The organism is Streptomyces sp. bgisy159 (assembly GCF_965341775.1).
In the GTDB taxonomy this organism is placed as follows: domain Bacteria; phylum Actinomycetota; class Actinomycetes; order Streptomycetales; family Streptomycetaceae; genus Streptomyces.
Genome location: NZ_CBDQZH010000002.1, coordinates 162,637 through 177,950 on the forward strand (window position 1 = coordinate 162,637; position 15,314 = coordinate 177,950).

Below are 15,314 nucleotides of genomic sequence, written 5' to 3' on the forward strand. Positions count from 1 at the left end.
ACGCCCCGCACCGGCCGGCGCCCACCGACAGCCCCCGCGAGGGGCCCTACCCCTCGGCCACCACCACCGCGGACGCGATCCCCGCGTCGTGGCTCAACGACACGTGCCAGCTCCGCACCCCCAGCTCCTCGGCCCGGGCCGCCACCGTCCCGCGCACCCGCAGCCGGGGCTGCCCGCTCTCCTCGACGCACACCTCCGCGTCGGTCCACAGCAGCCCGGCCGGCGCCCCCAGCGCCTTGGCCAGGGCTTCCTTCGCCGCGAACCGGGCGGCCAGCGAGGCCACGCCCCGCCGTTCCCCACTGGGCAGCAGCAGTTCCGCGTCGAGGAACAACCGCCGCGCCAGCCCGGGCGTCCGCTCCAGCGACGTGCCGAACCGCTCGATCTCGGCGACGTCGATACCAACCCCGATGATGCTCATGCGGTGCACCCTACGGCCGCTGTCGGACCCTCCTGCTAGCCTGCGGCGGCTGATCCACACTCAAGGCGCCAGGGGGGCGGAGATGAGCGGCACCGGCGACGGCCACAGACCCGACGGCACGCCCGGCCGGGGTGGGGGAAGGAAGCCGACCTTCGACCCGTTCGACAACGTGCCGGAGCTGGTCCCGCTGCGCACCGCGGCCCGGGCGGGCGACTGGCCGGCGGTACGGGCCCGCCTCACCCGTCTGGAGTCGGCCGACCAACTCGTCACGGCCGCCAGTGCCCTGGCCGAGGTCCCCGGCGTGGAGACGTTCCTGGAGAAGGCGGCCGCCGACCTCCCCGCCGACCCGCTCCCCCGCACCCTGCTCGCCGAGCGCTACATCCAGATCGGCTGGCAGGTCCGCGGCCGGGCCACCGCCGAACACGTCTCGCGGGAGCAGTTCGACCGGTTCCACGACTGGCTGCGCCGGGCGGAACTGCTCCTCATCGAGGTGTGCGCCGAGCAGCCCGCGTACGCCCCCGCCTGGACCGCCCGCCTGCTCACGGCGCTCGGGCTGGGCCTGGGTCAGGCGGAGGCCCGCCGCCGCTACGACCGGCTGCGCGCCCACCACCCGCACCCGTACGCGGCCCAGAGCCGGCTGCTCCAGCAGCTGTGCCCGAAGTGGGGCGGCTCCTGGGAGGCGGCGCACGCCTTCGCCCGGGAGTGCGCCGTCGCGGCTCCCGACGGCGCGGTCAACGCCGCACTGGTGGCCCAGGCGCACCTCGAACAGTGGCTGGACCTGGAGGACTTGGAGGGCCGGGCCTACCTGCGCGGCGTCCCGGTGCGCGACGACCTGCGCAACGCCGCCCAGGTGTCCGTGCTGCACCCCGCCCACCGGCCCGGCTGGGACTCGGTCGGCGCCCACAGCGCGTTCGCGATGGCCTTCTCCCTCGGCGGCCACTTCGCGGACGCGGCCCCGCACTTCGCGTTCCTCGGCGACCGCGCGTCCGACCATCCGTGGCGGTACCTGTCCGACGCCGGGACGGCCTTCCGCAAGTTCCGCAAGTCCGCCCTGTCGGCGGCGGCCTGAGGGGAGCCGAGAGCGACATGACCACCGACCCGCGCACCGAACCCGCCGCACCCGCCTCCGGCGCGCTCGACGCCCTGTCCGGCCTGATCTCCCACACCACCACGCAGGGCGTCCGCACCCTGTACGCCCCGCGCACCGGCGAGATCACCGCCGGCCTCTTCTTCCGGGTGGGCCGCGCCGACGAGACGCTGGCCACGGCCGGCCTCACCCACCTGGTCGAGCATCTCGCCCTGCACCGGCTGGGCCTGACCGACCTGCACTACAACGGCAGGACGGCGAACGCGTACACCCTCTTCCACGTCACCGGCGACGAGGACGAGGTCGTCGCCTACCTGAACGCCGTGTGCGCGGGCCTGCGCGAGCTGCCGCTGGAGCGGCTGGAGACGGAGAAGGAGATCCTGCGCACCGAGGCGGCCGGCCGGGGCACCGGCCCGCTCGCCCAGTTGCCGCTGTGGCGCTACGGCGCCCAGGGCTACGGCCTGTGCAGCTACAACGAACTCGGCACCTGGTCCCTCACCGCCGACCAGGTGCGCCACTGGGCGGCGACCCGCTTCACCCGCGAGAACGCGGTCCTGTGGCTCACCGGCGACCGCGTACCCGACGGCCTCGACCTCACCCTCCCCACCGGGGAGCACCTGGCGCCGCCCCCGGTGACCAGCGCGCTCCCGGTCACCCCCGCCTACATACCCGGCGACGACGGCCACGTCGCGTTCTCCGCCGTGGTCCGCCGCTCCACCGCCGCCACCGTCTTCGCGGACGTCCTCGGCCGGGCCCTGTTCCGGGACCTGCGCCAGGACGGCGGCTACTCCTACTCGGCGGAGGCCGACTACAGCCCGCGCGACACCACCCACGCGACGATCACGGCGTACGCGGACGCGCTGCCGCAGAAGCAGGACGCGGTGGTCGGCGGGTTCGTCGACACCCTGGCCAGGCTCCGGGCGGGCCGGATCGAGCAGGCCGAGCTGGACTCGGCCAGGACCCGCCTCCTCAAGCAGTACGACACCCCCGACCTCGGCGCCGCCGCCCTCCCCTCGTACGCCCTGTCGCTGCTCATGGGGCACGAGCTGCTCACCCCCGAGCAGCACCGGGCCGAGCTGGCCGCGGTGACGCTCACCGACCTGCGGGAGGTCGCCCGGGAGGCGTGGGAGACGGCCCTGCTGCAGGTGCCCGGCCGGGGCGTGGACTGGGCGGGCCTGACGCTCGCTCCCCAGTACTCGGCGCAGGCCGTCACCGGCACCGGTCACCCGTCTCTGGAGGACGACCGGGTCACCCTCGTCATCGGCGAGGACGGGGTCACCCTGCAGACGCCGGGCGGCCCGGTCACCGTCCGCTACGACGCCTGCGCCGCGATGACCGTCCGCCCCGACGGCGCGCGGGCGCTGACCGGCACCGACGGCTTCTCGGTGACGGTGGAGCCGACCCTCTACAAGGACGTGACCGCCGAGCGCGTCTCGGCCATCGACGCGGCGGTGCCCCGTGACGCCGTGGTCCCCATGCCGGCCCGCACGCCGGACCAGATCCCCCGACCGCGGCCGGCCGTGAGCCGCTCGGGCCCGACCCGCCCCCAGGACCTGTGGCTCGTCGGCCTGCCGGCCGCCCTGTGGAGCTGCCTGGTCCTCGTGGTCACGGTCCGTCAGGGCAGCGCGGGCCCCGACGACTGGACGGAGTTCGCCGGCATGTGGGTCACCGAGCTGGTCCTGGTGGCCGGGACGGTACACCTGTACCGGGCACGGCTGCTCGGACGCGGCTGAGCGGGGGCGGGCAACGTGCTGATCTGGTCCGGCGTTCTCGGCGGGACGCCGGCGCGGCTCGACGAGACCGACGGCCGGCGGGTGCTCACCGTCGGCGTGCGGCGGACGGTGATCCGCCCCGACACCATCGTCCGGCACCGCGGCGGCGTCCTCTTCCAGCGGCTCACCGTGTCGACCCCCGGCGAGCCCGGCCTCACCCACCGCTACCGGCTGCCGTGGCTGCTCCAGCTGGCCCCGTTCCGGGAGGCGACCTACGACCGCTGGGCGGCCGAGGCCGACGACCCGGGCCTGCGGCTGACGGAGCTGCTGGGCGGCACCGACGACTGGGAACCGTCGAGCGGGTCCGTGCGCTAGAGGGGCGTCCCGTACCCCTGCCGCGTCCGCACGCCTTTCCGCGTCCGAAGGAGGCAATGGCCCATTTGGCGTTCTGCCCCCGGGGCACCGCCCGTGCCAGCATGACCGCCATGACGAGTACAGGGCACACGCCGGCTGTCACACCGTCACCCGCGCCCGGCCAGGGGCGATCCCCGGCCCCCGCCGCACGGCTCACCCCCCTCGCGCCTCTCACCGTCGGCGCCGAGGAGGAGTTCCTCCTGGTAGACCCCGTCACCCGGGAACTGCGTGCCGACGCCGAGACCGTCGTGGCCCGAGCCGCCCGCGACCTGCGCGACCGCATCGGCCCGGAGATCACGCGCTTCCAGGTCGAGACCCGTACCGACCCCCACACCGACCTCGCCGGCCTCGCCGACCAGATCCGCTCCACCCGCGCCGCCCTGGCCCGGGCCGCCGCGCGCGAGGGCCTGCGCGTCATCTCCAGCGGCACCCCCGTCATCGCCCCGCCCGGCCCGCCGCCCCTGACCGACGGCCCCCGCTACGCCCGGAGTTCCGCCGAGTTCAGGGCCCTGGACGACGAGCAGATCGCCTGCGCCTGCCACGTCCACGTCGGCGTTCCCGACCTCGCCACCGCCCTCCAGGTCAGCAACCACCTCCGCCCCTGGATCCCCGCCCTGATCGCCCTGTCGGCGAACTCGCCCTACTGGGCCGGCCGGGACACCGGTTACGCCAGCTGGCGTACCACCACCTGGGGGCGCTGGCCCGTCGCGGGCCCGCCGCCGTACTTCGCGTCCCCGTCGCATTTCGAGGATCTCGTCGCCGGCTTCCTCGCCACCGGGGCCGTCATGGACCGGGGCGGTCTCTACTGGGACATCCGCCCCTCCCACCACGTGCCCACCCTGGAGTTCCGGGCGGCCGACGCGACGGCCACCCCGGAGGACACGGTGCTGGTCGCCGGCGTCGTCAGGGCCCTGACCGCGACCGCCCTGGCCGCCGTCCGCGCAGGGGAACGCCCCCCGCAGCCGGCCGCCGACCTCCTGCGGGCCGCCTGCTGGCGCGCCGCCCGCGACGGTCTCGCCGGGCAGGGCATCGACCCCGCCACCGGCCGCCTCGTACCCGCCACCGCCCAGGTCGAACAGCTGCTGGCGCATCTGCGCCCCGCCCTCCACCACCACGGCGACGCCGATCTCGTCACCCGTCTCTGGTCCCGCCTGCGCGCCCAGGGCAGCCGGGCCGACGCCCAGCGCGCCGCCCACCGCCGGCGCGGCCGGCTCACCGACGTCGTCGATCACCTGGTCGCCACGACCACGCCCCACCCGTCATGACAGCAGCGCTACTCCGAGCTACTCCGACGCGGACGCCGACCAGGGTGCGGAGCGCAGCTCGGAGACGGTACGCCGGCCACGGCTCCCCGGCGGCGCGCCGACGGCCCTGCCCACGGCGACCATGGAGACGATCGACCAGCCCGCGTCGGGACGCAGTTCCTCCGTCAGCCCCTCCAGGTCGAAGGCGCGGAACTGACGCGCGGCCAGCCCCATGGCCGCCGCCTGGAGGGTGAGGTGGGCGACGGCCTGGCCGAGGTCGTAGTCGGCGAACTCGGAGTAGAGCAGTTCCGAGTCGTCGACGTGGCGGCGGGTCAGGGCGACGACGAGGAGGCCCGCCTCCGTCGCCCACCGCGCCGAACTGGGCGCGAGGTGCGGCACGACCCGCGCGTGCTCGGGCTCACCCGGCCGCGCGGTGAAGAACGCCCAGGGCTGCGAGTTCCCGGCGGACGGCGCCCACCGCGCGGCCTCCAGGAGCAGCCCGAGGGTGTGGTCGTCGACGACGGCCGACGGGTCGAACCGAGTGGGGCTGAACCGCTCCGCCAGCAGCGGATGGATTCCGCTGGGCTGCTCTGGATCATCGCGCATGCCCGACTCCAACCGTCCGCCGTCCGGACGTATTCCGATCGGGCGGGGCGGGTGACCGCCCGAGGCCCCTCATTCCCCGTCATTCCTCGCCGAACAGGTCCTCGGCGCGCTCGACCGTGCCGGCCCGATCCAACCAGTCATCGAGACGGTCTAGGTCGGTGCATGTGGTGATGCGTTCGCGGGCGTCGTCGGAAACGGGCAGGTTGCGCAGGTCCAGGATCCGCAGGATGCCCTTGGCCTGCCCCTTTGCCTGCCCCTTTGCTTCTCCCTTCGCTTCGCCCTTCACCTCGCCTTCGGCCTGACCTTCCAGATACGCCTCTTCAAAGACCGTGCCCCGGCCCGGGAAGTAAGTGACGACCATTTTCTCCAGTTCCCTCCACGTCTCCCGGGCCGGAGTGCCATCCAGCCCGATCTCCAGCATCTCGGACCAGTACTTGACGGTGGGCAGGTCGAACGACCGCATTCCGCGCGCCAGCAGATTCAGTATGGCGTCGATGCCCGCGCTCTCGCTGTGCACGATGGCGGAGAACGTCGCCAGCGCGGGCTGCCGTGCCACCTCCGACTCGTCGGTGATCTCCGCGACGGTGTCCGGCCCCAGCACGAACGGGCGCGTGACCTGGCTCTGCCAGGTGCTGACGCGGCACTCGAAGGGCCCGGCCGCCCAGGTCGCGGTGGACCTCTTCCGGCAGACGGCCAGCAACAGCACCGGCAGACCGAACTTCGCGTGCAGGTAGGCGACGTAGTACGCCCAGTTGACGCCCTTGTCGGGAGCCTTCTTCGTCTGGGCCTCGATGGCGAGCAGGAAGCTCTCCCCCTCGGAGAGCTCGAACTTCAGCACCGAGTCCACACGGCGCTCCAGCGGCTTGATCTCCGTCGTGTCCGGCGTGACGACGGTGACCTCCGCCTTCGCGGGCGGCGGCAGCCCCAGCGCCTGGAAGACGGGGGCGAGGACCTCCGGATGGTCCTGGAAGATCCGGTGGGATGCCTCGTGGGTGGATGTGACCATGTGCGCCACCTTGCGGGGTCGGAGGGACGGCCGATCGGGCGATTCGGGGACGTTTACTCTTTCGAGTCGCGGAAAAACGTTCACGCCGCCGAACTCAGCTCGCACCACACGTACTTGCCCGGGTCGCCGGACCGGGACAGCGGCTGCCACCCCCACAGTTGGGAACAGGCCCGCACCAGGAGGAGCCCCCGCCCGTCCTCCTGATCGCAGAGGCCGGCCGCCTCACCCGGGAAGTCGGGCGGTTCCGGGTCGGCGTCCCAGGCGCCGATCCGCAGCACCCCGCCCCGCCAGCGCACCCGGAGGGCCGCCGGTCCCTTGGTGTGCCGTACGGCGTTGGAGATCAGCTCGGCGCCGAGCAGTTCGGCGGTGTCGGCGAGGTGGATGAGGCCGTGCACGGTGAGGACGATGCGGATCATCCGGCGCGAGACGGGCACGGCACGCGGGTCGTTGGGGATGTGGAGGGAGTACTCCCAGGAGTCGGGGTTCTCGTCTTCAGGCATACGTCAGCTCCCGTTCGGCGATGTGGGGGTCGGGACCGAGGCGCGGTGTCATTGCCGCAGCCGTCACGGCAGGACGGAGCGGTGCGCTTCCGCAGCGTGTTCCCTACGTCACCGAAGGTAGGGGGTACATGTAGGACCGAGCAAGCCGTTCGCGTAATCTGAACCCGATCGAGAGGAAGCAACTCATGGCCAAGAGGCTCGAACCCACAGCACGTCAGGTGCGGCTGGGAGTCGAGTTGCGCAGGCTCCGCGAGGCGGCAGGGCTGAGCGCCATCGAGGCAGCGGCGCTGCTCGGGGTGAACCGAGTCCAGATCAGCCAGATCGAATCCGGCTCCGCAGGCGTGAGTGAGCAGCGGCTGCGCCGCCTCGCGTCCCACTACGCGTGCACGGACGAGGAGTTCGTCGACGCGCTGGCCGCGATGGCCACGGACCGGACGCGCGGCTGGTGGGAGGAGTACCGGGGTCTGCTGCCCACGTCGTTCCTGGACCTCTCCGAGCTGAACCACCACGCCTCGTTCCGGCGTGATGTCGCGATCCTCTACGTACCGGGCCTGCTGCAGACCGAGGACTACTCACGCGCCGTCTTCTCGGCGCGGGTGCCGCGACTCACGTCCGAGGAACTGGAACTGAGGGTCCGGCACCGGATGGCGGGCCAGCGGATCACCGTCCCGTACGAGCTGGTGATCCACGAGTCGGCACTGCGTATCCGGGTCAGCGACCGCGCCGTTTCCCGGGCACAGCTCGCCAAGCTCATGGAACTCTCCGAGAGCGACGGCATCACCGTGCGGGTCATCCCGTTCGACCTGGACGGCTTCGCCACGGCGGCCAGCACCATGACGTACGTCGGCGGCCCCGTCCCCAAGCTGGACACGGTGGTGCGCGACGTGCCCCACGGATCGGCCTTCATCGACTCCGAGGCGCAGCTCAACGCCTTTCGAACGCGCTTCCGTAGGGTAGAAGCCGTGTCACTCGAACCCGGACCATCGCGTGACTTCATCCACCGGCTGGCGAACGAGCTGTGAGGCACCCCATGGAGAACTGGCGGAAGTCGTCGTACTCGGGTCCCGACGACGGCAATGAGTGTGTGGAGGTCGCCACCTCCCCCACCCGTATATCCCTGCGCGACTCAAAGGCCCCGGCCAGAGCCGTCCTCACCTTCCCGGCCGGAGCCTTCGCCCCCTTCCTCTCAGCGCTGAAGTCGGAGGACTCGGAGACTCACTCCACCGTCACCGACTTCGCCAGGTTCCGGGGCTGATCCACCTCGTTGCCCCGGGCCGTCGCCAGCTCGCAGGCGAAGACCTGGAGCGGCACCGTGGACACCATCGGCTGGAGCAGCGTCGGCGTCGCCGGAATGCGGACCAGGTGGTCGGCGTACGGGACCACCGCCTCGTCGCCCTCCTCCGCGATGACGATGGTGCGCGCACCGCGCGCCCGGATCTCCTGGATGTTGGAGACGATCTTGTCGTGGAGGACGGACCGCCCGCGCGGTGAGGGCACCACGACCACCACCGGCAGGTCCTCCTCGATGAGCGCGATGGGCCCGTGCTTCAGCTCGCCGGCGGCGAAGCCCTCGGCGTGCATGTAGGCGAGTTCCTTGAGCTTGAGGGCGCCCTCCAGGGCGACCGGGTAGCCGACGTGCCGGCCCAGGAACAGCACCGTGTTCTTGTGGGCGAGGGACCGGGCGAGTTCCCGTACCGGCTCCATCGTCTCCAGGACCCGGTCCACCTGGCCCGAGATCTGCGCCAGGTCGCGGATGACGGCCCGGATCTCGTCGCCCCACTTGGTGCCCCGCACCTGGCCGAGGTAGAGCGCGACGAGGTAGCAGGCGACCAGCTGGGTCAGGAACGCCTTGGTCGAGGCGACGGCGACCTCCGGCCCGGCGTGCGTGTACAGCACCGCGTCCGACTCCCGGGGGATCGTCGACCCGTTGGTGTTGCAGATCGCGAGCACCCGGGAGCCCTGCTCGCGCGCGTGCCGCAGCGCCATCAGCGTGTCCATGGTCTCGCCGGACTGGGAGATGGCGATGACCAGCGAGCGCGAGTCCAGGATCGGGTCCCGGTAGCGGAACTCGCTCGCCAGCTCCACCTCGCAGGGGATTCGCGTGAAGTGCTCGATGGCGTACTTGGCGATCAGCCCGGCGTGGAAGGCCGTGCCGCAGGCGACGACGACGACCTTGTCGACCTCGCGCAGCTCGCCGGCCGGGATCCGCACCTCGTCGAGGGTGAGCGCGCCGGACGCGTCGATACGTCCCAGCAGGGTGTCGGCGACGGCCTTGGGCTGCTCGGCGATCTCCTTGAGCATGAAGTAGTCGTAGCCGCCCTTCTCGGCGGCGGAGGCGTCCCAGTCGACGTGGTACGAGCGGACCTCGGCGGGCCGGCCGTCGAAGCCGGTCACCGTCACCCCGTCCCGCCGCAGCTCGACGACCTGGTCCTGGCCGAGCTCGACGGCGTCGCGGGTGTGGTCGATGAAGGCGGCGACGTCGGAGGCCAGGAACGCCTCGCCCTCCCCCACGCCCACCACCAGCGGCGAGTTGCGGCGCGCGCCCACGACCACGTCCGGTTCGTCCGCGTGGACCGCGACCAGCGTGAACGCGCCCTCCAGCCGCCGGCAGACCAGCCGCATCGACTCCGCGAGGTCCTCGCAGGAGGAGAACTCCTCGGCGAGCAGATGGGCGACGACCTCGGTGTCGGTCTCCGAGGTCAGCTCGTGCCCCCGCTCCGCCAGCTCCGCCCGCAGGACGGCGAAGTTCTCGATGATGCCGTTGTGGACGACGGCGACCCGCCCGGCGTTGTCCAGGTGCGGGTGGGCGTTGGCGTCGGTCGGCCCGCCGTGGGTGGCCCAGCGGGTGTGCCCGAGTCCGGTGGTGCCGGCCGGCAGCGGCCGCTCGACGAGTTCCTTCTCCAGGTTGGCGAGCTTGCCCGCCTTCTTCCCGGCGGCCAGCCCGCCGTCGGCGAGCACCGCGACGCCCGCCGAGTCGTAGCCCCGGTACTCCAGCCGCTTCAGTCCGGCCATGACGACATCGAGCGCAGACTGCGCCCCCACGTATCCCACGATTCCGCACATGCGCGGCAGCCTACGACCCGTCAGCGGCCCGAACGCACCTCCGGACGCCCTTCCTGTGCCCGATTTCGGAAATTCTCGCGCCGGTACGCCGGGGTATCCCGTCCCGGATACCCCCTGTCCGTCGGCGACCGATCTTGGTTAAGGTGGCGCCGCACGTGTCCGGATCCGACCAGTCCGAAGCGCGTGCACGACCATTCGCGACCGGGGGAACTGCGTCGCCTGACGGGGAGGGGGCGCGCTGTGCCATGCCCGCGTCCGGTCCTTCCCTGCCCTGGCCCATCGGCCTTGTCACCGCAGCTCGCGCTTCCCCCGGTCCCTGCCTGCACACAGGAAGGAATGCGCTCTTGCGTTCCAGACCACGGGGGTTGTCGAGATCGGCCCCCGCCCTCGCCCGTCTCGTCCCACTCGTCGGCGCGGCCGCCGTCCTGGCCTCGCTGATCCCCTCTCCCGCCCTCGCGGCACCGCCCGCCGCCCCCACGGCCAGTGACCGGCCGGACGACTGGTACGAGACCACACCGGACGAACAACTGCGGTTCGACCAGTGCCTGATGAACGACGCTGTACGCCTGGGCGGATCCGGCATGTACAGCTTCGCCCAGAACGCGCTCGACCAGACGCCGCAGAAGCTGCGCGAACTGGCGACACTGGACGGCGCGTTCGACGGCCCGCTGCGCCAGGCGCACGAGAAGGACCGCGCCGACTGGAACGCCAACTGGGAACGGCTGTACGCCCGCCGGGACGCCTGGGAGAAGCCCCTCGACGGTCTCTCCGCCCCGCACGGGTTCACCGACGCCTCGTTCCACTGGGTGCCCGGTGTCCACGAGGGAGACGACTTCTACGACCAGACCGGCCTCGGCAAGTGGGCCGGCGGCCCCGACTGGAACGAGAAGTTCAACTTCTACGACCCGACGCCGAGGGCCGACGACAAGACCCGGCAGGCCGTCACGGACCTCGGCACGCCGCTCTACCCCGAGGAGGGCGACACCTCCCTGCCCACCGACGAGTGGAACCGGCAGTACTACGAACGCCAGGCGTTCGAGTACCTGACCGAGGGCGGGATGCACGGCACCGGCGCCGACGACGCCCGGATCTTCCTGGCCTCCGGCGGCTGGCCCCGTACCGCGCCCCGGCTCGGGACGGCCGAGTACCGGGTGGCCGTGGAGGACCTGAAGACCCGTTTCGCCTCGTGCGCCTGGCGGGACCCGATCGACCCGAACAAGGCGCTGCGCGGGGTCGAGACCACCGCGGCGGCCGAGTGGCAGCAGGAGATCGCCGGACAGTCCACGCAGCGCAACCAGATCCTCGACGCCAACCGGGACGCCACCACGGCCCTCGCCAAGGCGTCCGAGTCGATGGCCGACCTGCTCGGCCAGTCCTGGATCGCCGACCACCTCACCCGCTGGCAGGACTACTACAGCCCCGGTGGCGTCGGCTGGATCGGTGACGCCGACACGGTCATCCAGGTGGCGGCCGCCAAGGGCATGTGCCTGGACGCCCAGGGCGGCAAGAAGACCAACGGCACCCCGGTGCAGATCTACACCTGCAACGACTCCGCCGCCCAGCGCTGGCAGATCATCGGCTACCACGACGGCTACGCCCTGTGGAACGTCAACTCGATGAAGTGCCTCGACGTCAGCGGCAGCAAGGACGCCAACGGCACGAAGATCCAGCTGTGGACCTGCAACGGCAGCAAGGCCCAGCAGTGGAATTTCGACGTCCGCGCCACCGGCGCGCTGCGGAACGCGGCCACGGACAAGTGCCTGGACCTGCACACGTTCGACAAGGGCCGCGACTCGTGGCTGTGGACGTGCAACGGCGGCAACCCGCAGAAGTACAAGGTCGTCCCCAAGGGACACAAGGGCGAGGTCCCGCCCGCGGCCCACTTCGCCAAGGCCAGGAAGGGCATCGCCGACGCCCAGGCGCAGGCCAAGAGGCAGCTCGCGGTCGTCAAGGCGCAGCTCGCGGTCGCCCGCAAGGCCGCCACCACGTCCGACACGGCCACCCAGGCCGCCTACGCCATCGCCGACAAGACCGGCGCCCCGCGCGGTCGCGGCCTGCTGGCCGGGCAGCAGAAGGCCCAGGTCACCAAGGGCGCGGTCGCCGCGCTCGAAGCGCTGGTGAAGGCCGGTGAGACCGCCGAGGCGGCGACCCGTGCCGCCGCCGGCGACAGCGCGACCATCACCCAGCGCGCCCTGGCGCAGGCCGCGCAGTCGAAGGCGGAGTTCCGCAAGGCGGCGGCACTCGCCGCGGAGATGCAGGCGAAGGCCGCGGCGGACGCGGCGAAGGTCCACCGGGACAACGCCAGGAAGGACAAGGAGACCGCCGAGGCGAAGCTGACGGTGGCGCTGAAGGCGGAGGGCGACGCCAAGGCCGCCGCCGCCGACGCGCACGCCAAGCGGCTGGCCGCCGAGGCCGAGGAGAAGACGGCGAAGGCGGAGAAGGACACCGCCGCCGCCAAGCAGGCCGAGGCCGCGCAGCACAAGAAGAACGCCCAGGCCGAGGCCGTCAACGCGGAGAACGCCCGGAAGAAGGCCGAGACCGCCGAGCAGACCGCCGTCGCCCGCAAGAACGACGCGGTGACGGCTCGCGACAACGCCAAGGCCAAGCGCGACGACGCCTGGGACGCCGAGCAGAAGGCCGAGGCCCTGCGCGCCAAGGCCGACGCCAAGGGCGCCTACGCCGACTCGCTGGCCGCGGGTGACGCGGCCACCGCCGCGCGCGCCGCCGCCGACGAGGCCGACCGGCAGGCGACCGCCGCCGAGGCGGCGGCAGGCCGGGCCCGTACCGAGGCCGACGCCGCCACCCGGGCCGCGGCCGAGGCGGACGCCGCCGCCACCCGCGCCGAGGCCGCCGCCAAGCGCGCCCGCTCCGACGCGGACGCCGCCCAGGCCGCCAAGCTGCGGGCGGAGGCCGCGGTGAAGACCGCGACCAGCGCCGCCGCGGACGCCATCGCGGCCTCACGGCACGCCGCCGACGAGGCCAGGACGGCCGTCGCCCTGGCAGACCAGGCGCAGGCGCACGCCGAGGACGCCCGCACCCAGGCGGACGGCGCGAAGGCGGAGGCCGCCAAGGCCATGGCCGCCTCGGCGAAGGCGGCGGGTTTCGCCTACGTCACCGCCCAGGCCGCCGTCGACGCCGGCAACGCGGCCGCCCAGGTCGCGCAGCCCGCCAACGACGCGATCCAGCTCGGCTCGCCCTACGTCACCACCGACTCGGCGGCGGCGCTGGTGGTGCTGAGCGGGCAGGCGTCGAAGTCGATCGCCGAGCAGCAGAAGGCCGTCGCCGACGCGCACGCGAAGAACGCGCAGGCCGAGGCCGCCGCCGCCAAGGCGCTGGCCGAGCAGGCGAAGGGCGACGCGAAGGAGGCGTACGTCCACGCGGCGAACGCCGCCGGACACGCCGCGAACGCCCGGACGTACGCCAAGGAGGCCCTCGGCTACGCGGCCGACGCGGCTGGCGCGGCGGCCAAGGCGTCGGCCTCGCTGGCCCGCACCACCGAGTACGACCGCCAGGCCGGCGAGGACGCGGCGGCCGCCGACAAGGCGGCGGGCCGCGCCGAGGGCTACGCCCGGGACGCCCGCGCCAGCGCCGACCAGGCCGCCCTGGACGCCTCCGCGGCCCGTGCCGCCGCGGCGCAGGCCGAGCAGTCCGCGAAGGAGGCCCGCGCTGCGGCGGACCGAGCCGACGCGGCGGCGACCGAGGCCGAACAGGCGGCCAAGGACGCCGACAAGTACGCCAAGGAGGCCCAGGAGGCCGCCGACCGCGCCGAGCAGGCGGCGAACGCCAAGGAGCTCAGCGACGGCACCGTGCCCGACGGGAACGGCGGCTCGATCGGCAACGTGTTCTACGTCGTCGACCACATCGAGACCGTCGGCGACCCGGAGGTCGTGAAGAAGACGGGCGGCTGCGACGGCTGGATCGACAAGCTCTTCTACAAGGGCGACTGCACGATCACCGAGAAGATCCGGTACAAGGCCGTCCTCGACCTGTACCTGTGCACCGCGCAGGACCTGGACCCGCAGAAGTACACGTGCCCGTCCGCGGCGACGGACTACCTCGGCCAGATCCACACCAAGGAACTGTCCCAGACGGTCACGCACACCATCACCATCGCGGAGTACCAGTCCAACATCGACCCGGTCGACATCCTCTTCGGCAGCTGGATCAAGTGCGCCCAGAAGCTCACCCCCGGCGGTGAGTCGGGCAGCTGGGGCGGCTGCGCCTGGGCGTCCCTGGACGTCGCCAGCCTGTTCGCGGGCAAGGTCATCCGGCCCATCGCGGACGCGGTGCGCGCCGTGGACGCCGCGTTCGTGACGGGCGTCGGCGTCCGGGACGCGTTCAAGGCGCTCAAGGCGCTCGAAGGCGTGGACGCGGCGGCGGTCGCCGCGATCGAGCGGGAGGTCCAGCTCTACGAGGAGCTCCGCACGGCGTGCCTGACCAACAGCTTCCCCGGCACCACCGAGGTGGTCCTCGCCGACGGCGGCCGCAAGGCGCTGCGTGACGTGCGGACCGGCGACCTGCTGCTGGCCGCCGACCCGGAGACCGGACGCACCCGGGGCGAGCCCGTCACCCGCACCTTCCAGCACGGCGCCACCGACCTGGTCGACGTGACGCTGACGGACGGCGGCAGCCTCACCAGCACCCCCGGACACAAGTTCTTCGTGACCGGCCGCGGCTGGACCCTGGCCGCCGACCTGCGACCCGGCTACGTGCTGCCCACCCCGGACGGTGTCCGCACGGTGGCCGCGCTGACCGAACGGCAGGAGGCGAAGCCCCGGACGGTCTACGACCTGACCGTTTCCGGCCTGCACACCTTCTACGCCGTGGCGGGCGACAGCCCGGTCCTGGTCCACAACTGCAACGACCTCGTGTTCGACGCGAGCAAGTTCCCCGGACTGGCCCACACGCTCGACGAGCACACGGCGGGCGTCGTCAGCGCGCAGCGAGCGGTGGACCTGGCGATCGAGAAGACGAGGAAGTACGGGCGCACCACGCCCAACAGCCTCTTCGTCGACCAGCAGACCGCCCAGCAGGTGGTGGACTACGCACTGGCCAACAACGCGAACCGCATCAAGACCTGGCTCCAGAAGACCAGGGAGCCGGACCTGGACTGGCAGGGTTTCTTCGGCGCGAAGAACTCCCTCGGCAAGGTCTACTTCCCGGACGGCAGCGTGCGGACGGCGGGCAACGGGTTCTACATCAAGCTCGTGCGCTCCAAGGGACACAAGGGCGGCTTCTACGTGCAGACGTGCTATCCGAAGTAA

12 protein-coding genes are annotated in these 15,314 nt (G+C 72.6%); 7 read left to right on the top strand and 5 right to left on the bottom strand.

Annotated features, from left to right (window positions below; translation table 11 throughout):
• Window positions 1–46: 46 nt before the first annotated feature.
• Entirely contained in the window at window positions 47–418 is a 372-nt protein-coding gene (locus tag ACSLTV_RS02730) for a holo-ACP synthase (protein ID WP_432155419.1), read from the bottom strand.
• An 82-nt stretch (window positions 419–500) separates the two neighbouring features.
• Between ACSLTV_RS02730 and ACSLTV_RS02735 the strand changes: the two genes are divergently transcribed.
• The 4 genes from ACSLTV_RS02735 to ACSLTV_RS02750 all read left to right on the top strand — a co-directional run bounded on the left by ACSLTV_RS02735 (window position 501) and on the right by ACSLTV_RS02750 (window position 4,896).
• On the top strand, window positions 501–1,487 hold the full coding sequence (locus ACSLTV_RS02735) for a hypothetical protein (protein ID WP_432155420.1): 987 nt from the start codon (window positions 501–503) through the stop codon (window positions 1,485–1,487).
• Between the two features lie 17 nt (window positions 1,488–1,504).
• A complete protein-coding gene (locus tag ACSLTV_RS02740; RefSeq protein WP_435611559.1) occupies window positions 1,505–3,238 on the top strand; it encodes a M16 family metallopeptidase in 1,734 nt (577 codons plus the stop codon).
• A 15-nt stretch (window positions 3,239–3,253) separates the two neighbouring features.
• Window positions 3,254–3,592 carry a hypothetical protein gene (locus tag ACSLTV_RS02745; RefSeq protein WP_432134987.1) on the top strand — a complete coding sequence of 113 codons (339 nt, stop codon included), beginning with the start codon at window positions 3,254–3,256 and terminating at the stop codon, window positions 3,590–3,592.
• A 110-nt stretch (window positions 3,593–3,702) separates the two neighbouring features.
• Window positions 3,703–4,896 (top strand): carboxylate-amine ligase, encoded by a 1,194-nt coding sequence (locus tag ACSLTV_RS02750; protein WP_432155422.1) that lies wholly within the window; start codon window positions 3,703–3,705, stop codon window positions 4,894–4,896.
• Window positions 4,897–4,914: 18 nt separating this feature from the next.
• Here ACSLTV_RS02750 and ACSLTV_RS02755 read toward each other — a convergent pair whose 3' ends face one another.
• The 3 genes from ACSLTV_RS02755 to ACSLTV_RS02765 form a co-directional block, all read right to left on the bottom strand.
• Entirely contained in the window at window positions 4,915–5,481 is a 567-nt protein-coding gene (locus ACSLTV_RS02755; RefSeq protein WP_435611560.1) for a nitroreductase family protein, read from the bottom strand.
• Between the two features lie 79 nt (window positions 5,482–5,560).
• Window positions 5,561–6,487 (bottom strand): hypothetical protein, encoded by a 927-nt coding sequence (locus ACSLTV_RS02760; protein WP_432155423.1) that lies wholly within the window; start codon window positions 6,485–6,487, stop codon window positions 5,561–5,563.
• Window positions 6,488–6,567: 80 nt separating this feature from the next.
• Window positions 6,568–6,987 (bottom strand): ATP-binding protein, encoded by a 420-nt coding sequence (locus ACSLTV_RS02765; RefSeq protein WP_435611561.1) that lies wholly within the window; start codon window positions 6,985–6,987, stop codon window positions 6,568–6,570.
• Between the two features lie 185 nt (window positions 6,988–7,172).
• Here ACSLTV_RS02765 and ACSLTV_RS02770 point away from each other — a divergent pair, with 185 nt between their 5' ends.
• Together ACSLTV_RS02770 and ACSLTV_RS02775 are read left to right on the top strand one after the other, a co-directional pair.
• The gene (locus ACSLTV_RS02770) at window positions 7,173–8,009 is read left to right on the top strand and encodes a helix-turn-helix domain-containing protein (RefSeq protein ID WP_432155424.1); all 837 of its coding nucleotides are present in this window, start codon (window positions 7,173–7,175) and stop codon (window positions 8,007–8,009) included.
• A gap of 8 nt (window positions 8,010–8,017) precedes the next feature.
• Window positions 8,018–8,242, top strand: a complete 225-nt coding sequence (locus tag ACSLTV_RS02775) for a DUF397 domain-containing protein (protein WP_432134993.1) — start codon at window positions 8,018–8,020, stop codon at window positions 8,240–8,242.
• Here the strand turns inward: ACSLTV_RS02775 and glmS are convergent.
• Window positions 8,203–10,050: a glutamine--fructose-6-phosphate transaminase (isomerizing) gene (glmS, locus tag ACSLTV_RS02780; protein ID WP_432134994.1), complete on the bottom strand. Its 1,848-nt coding sequence runs from the start codon at window positions 10,048–10,050 to the stop codon at window positions 8,203–8,205. The genes ACSLTV_RS02775 and glmS overlap by 40 nt on opposite strands.
• 548 nt (window positions 10,051–10,598) lie before the next feature.
• Here glmS and ACSLTV_RS02785 point away from each other — a divergent pair.
• Window positions 10,599–15,314 (top strand): RICIN domain-containing protein, encoded by a 4,716-nt coding sequence (locus ACSLTV_RS02785; RefSeq protein WP_435611626.1) that lies wholly within the window; start codon window positions 10,599–10,601, stop codon window positions 15,312–15,314.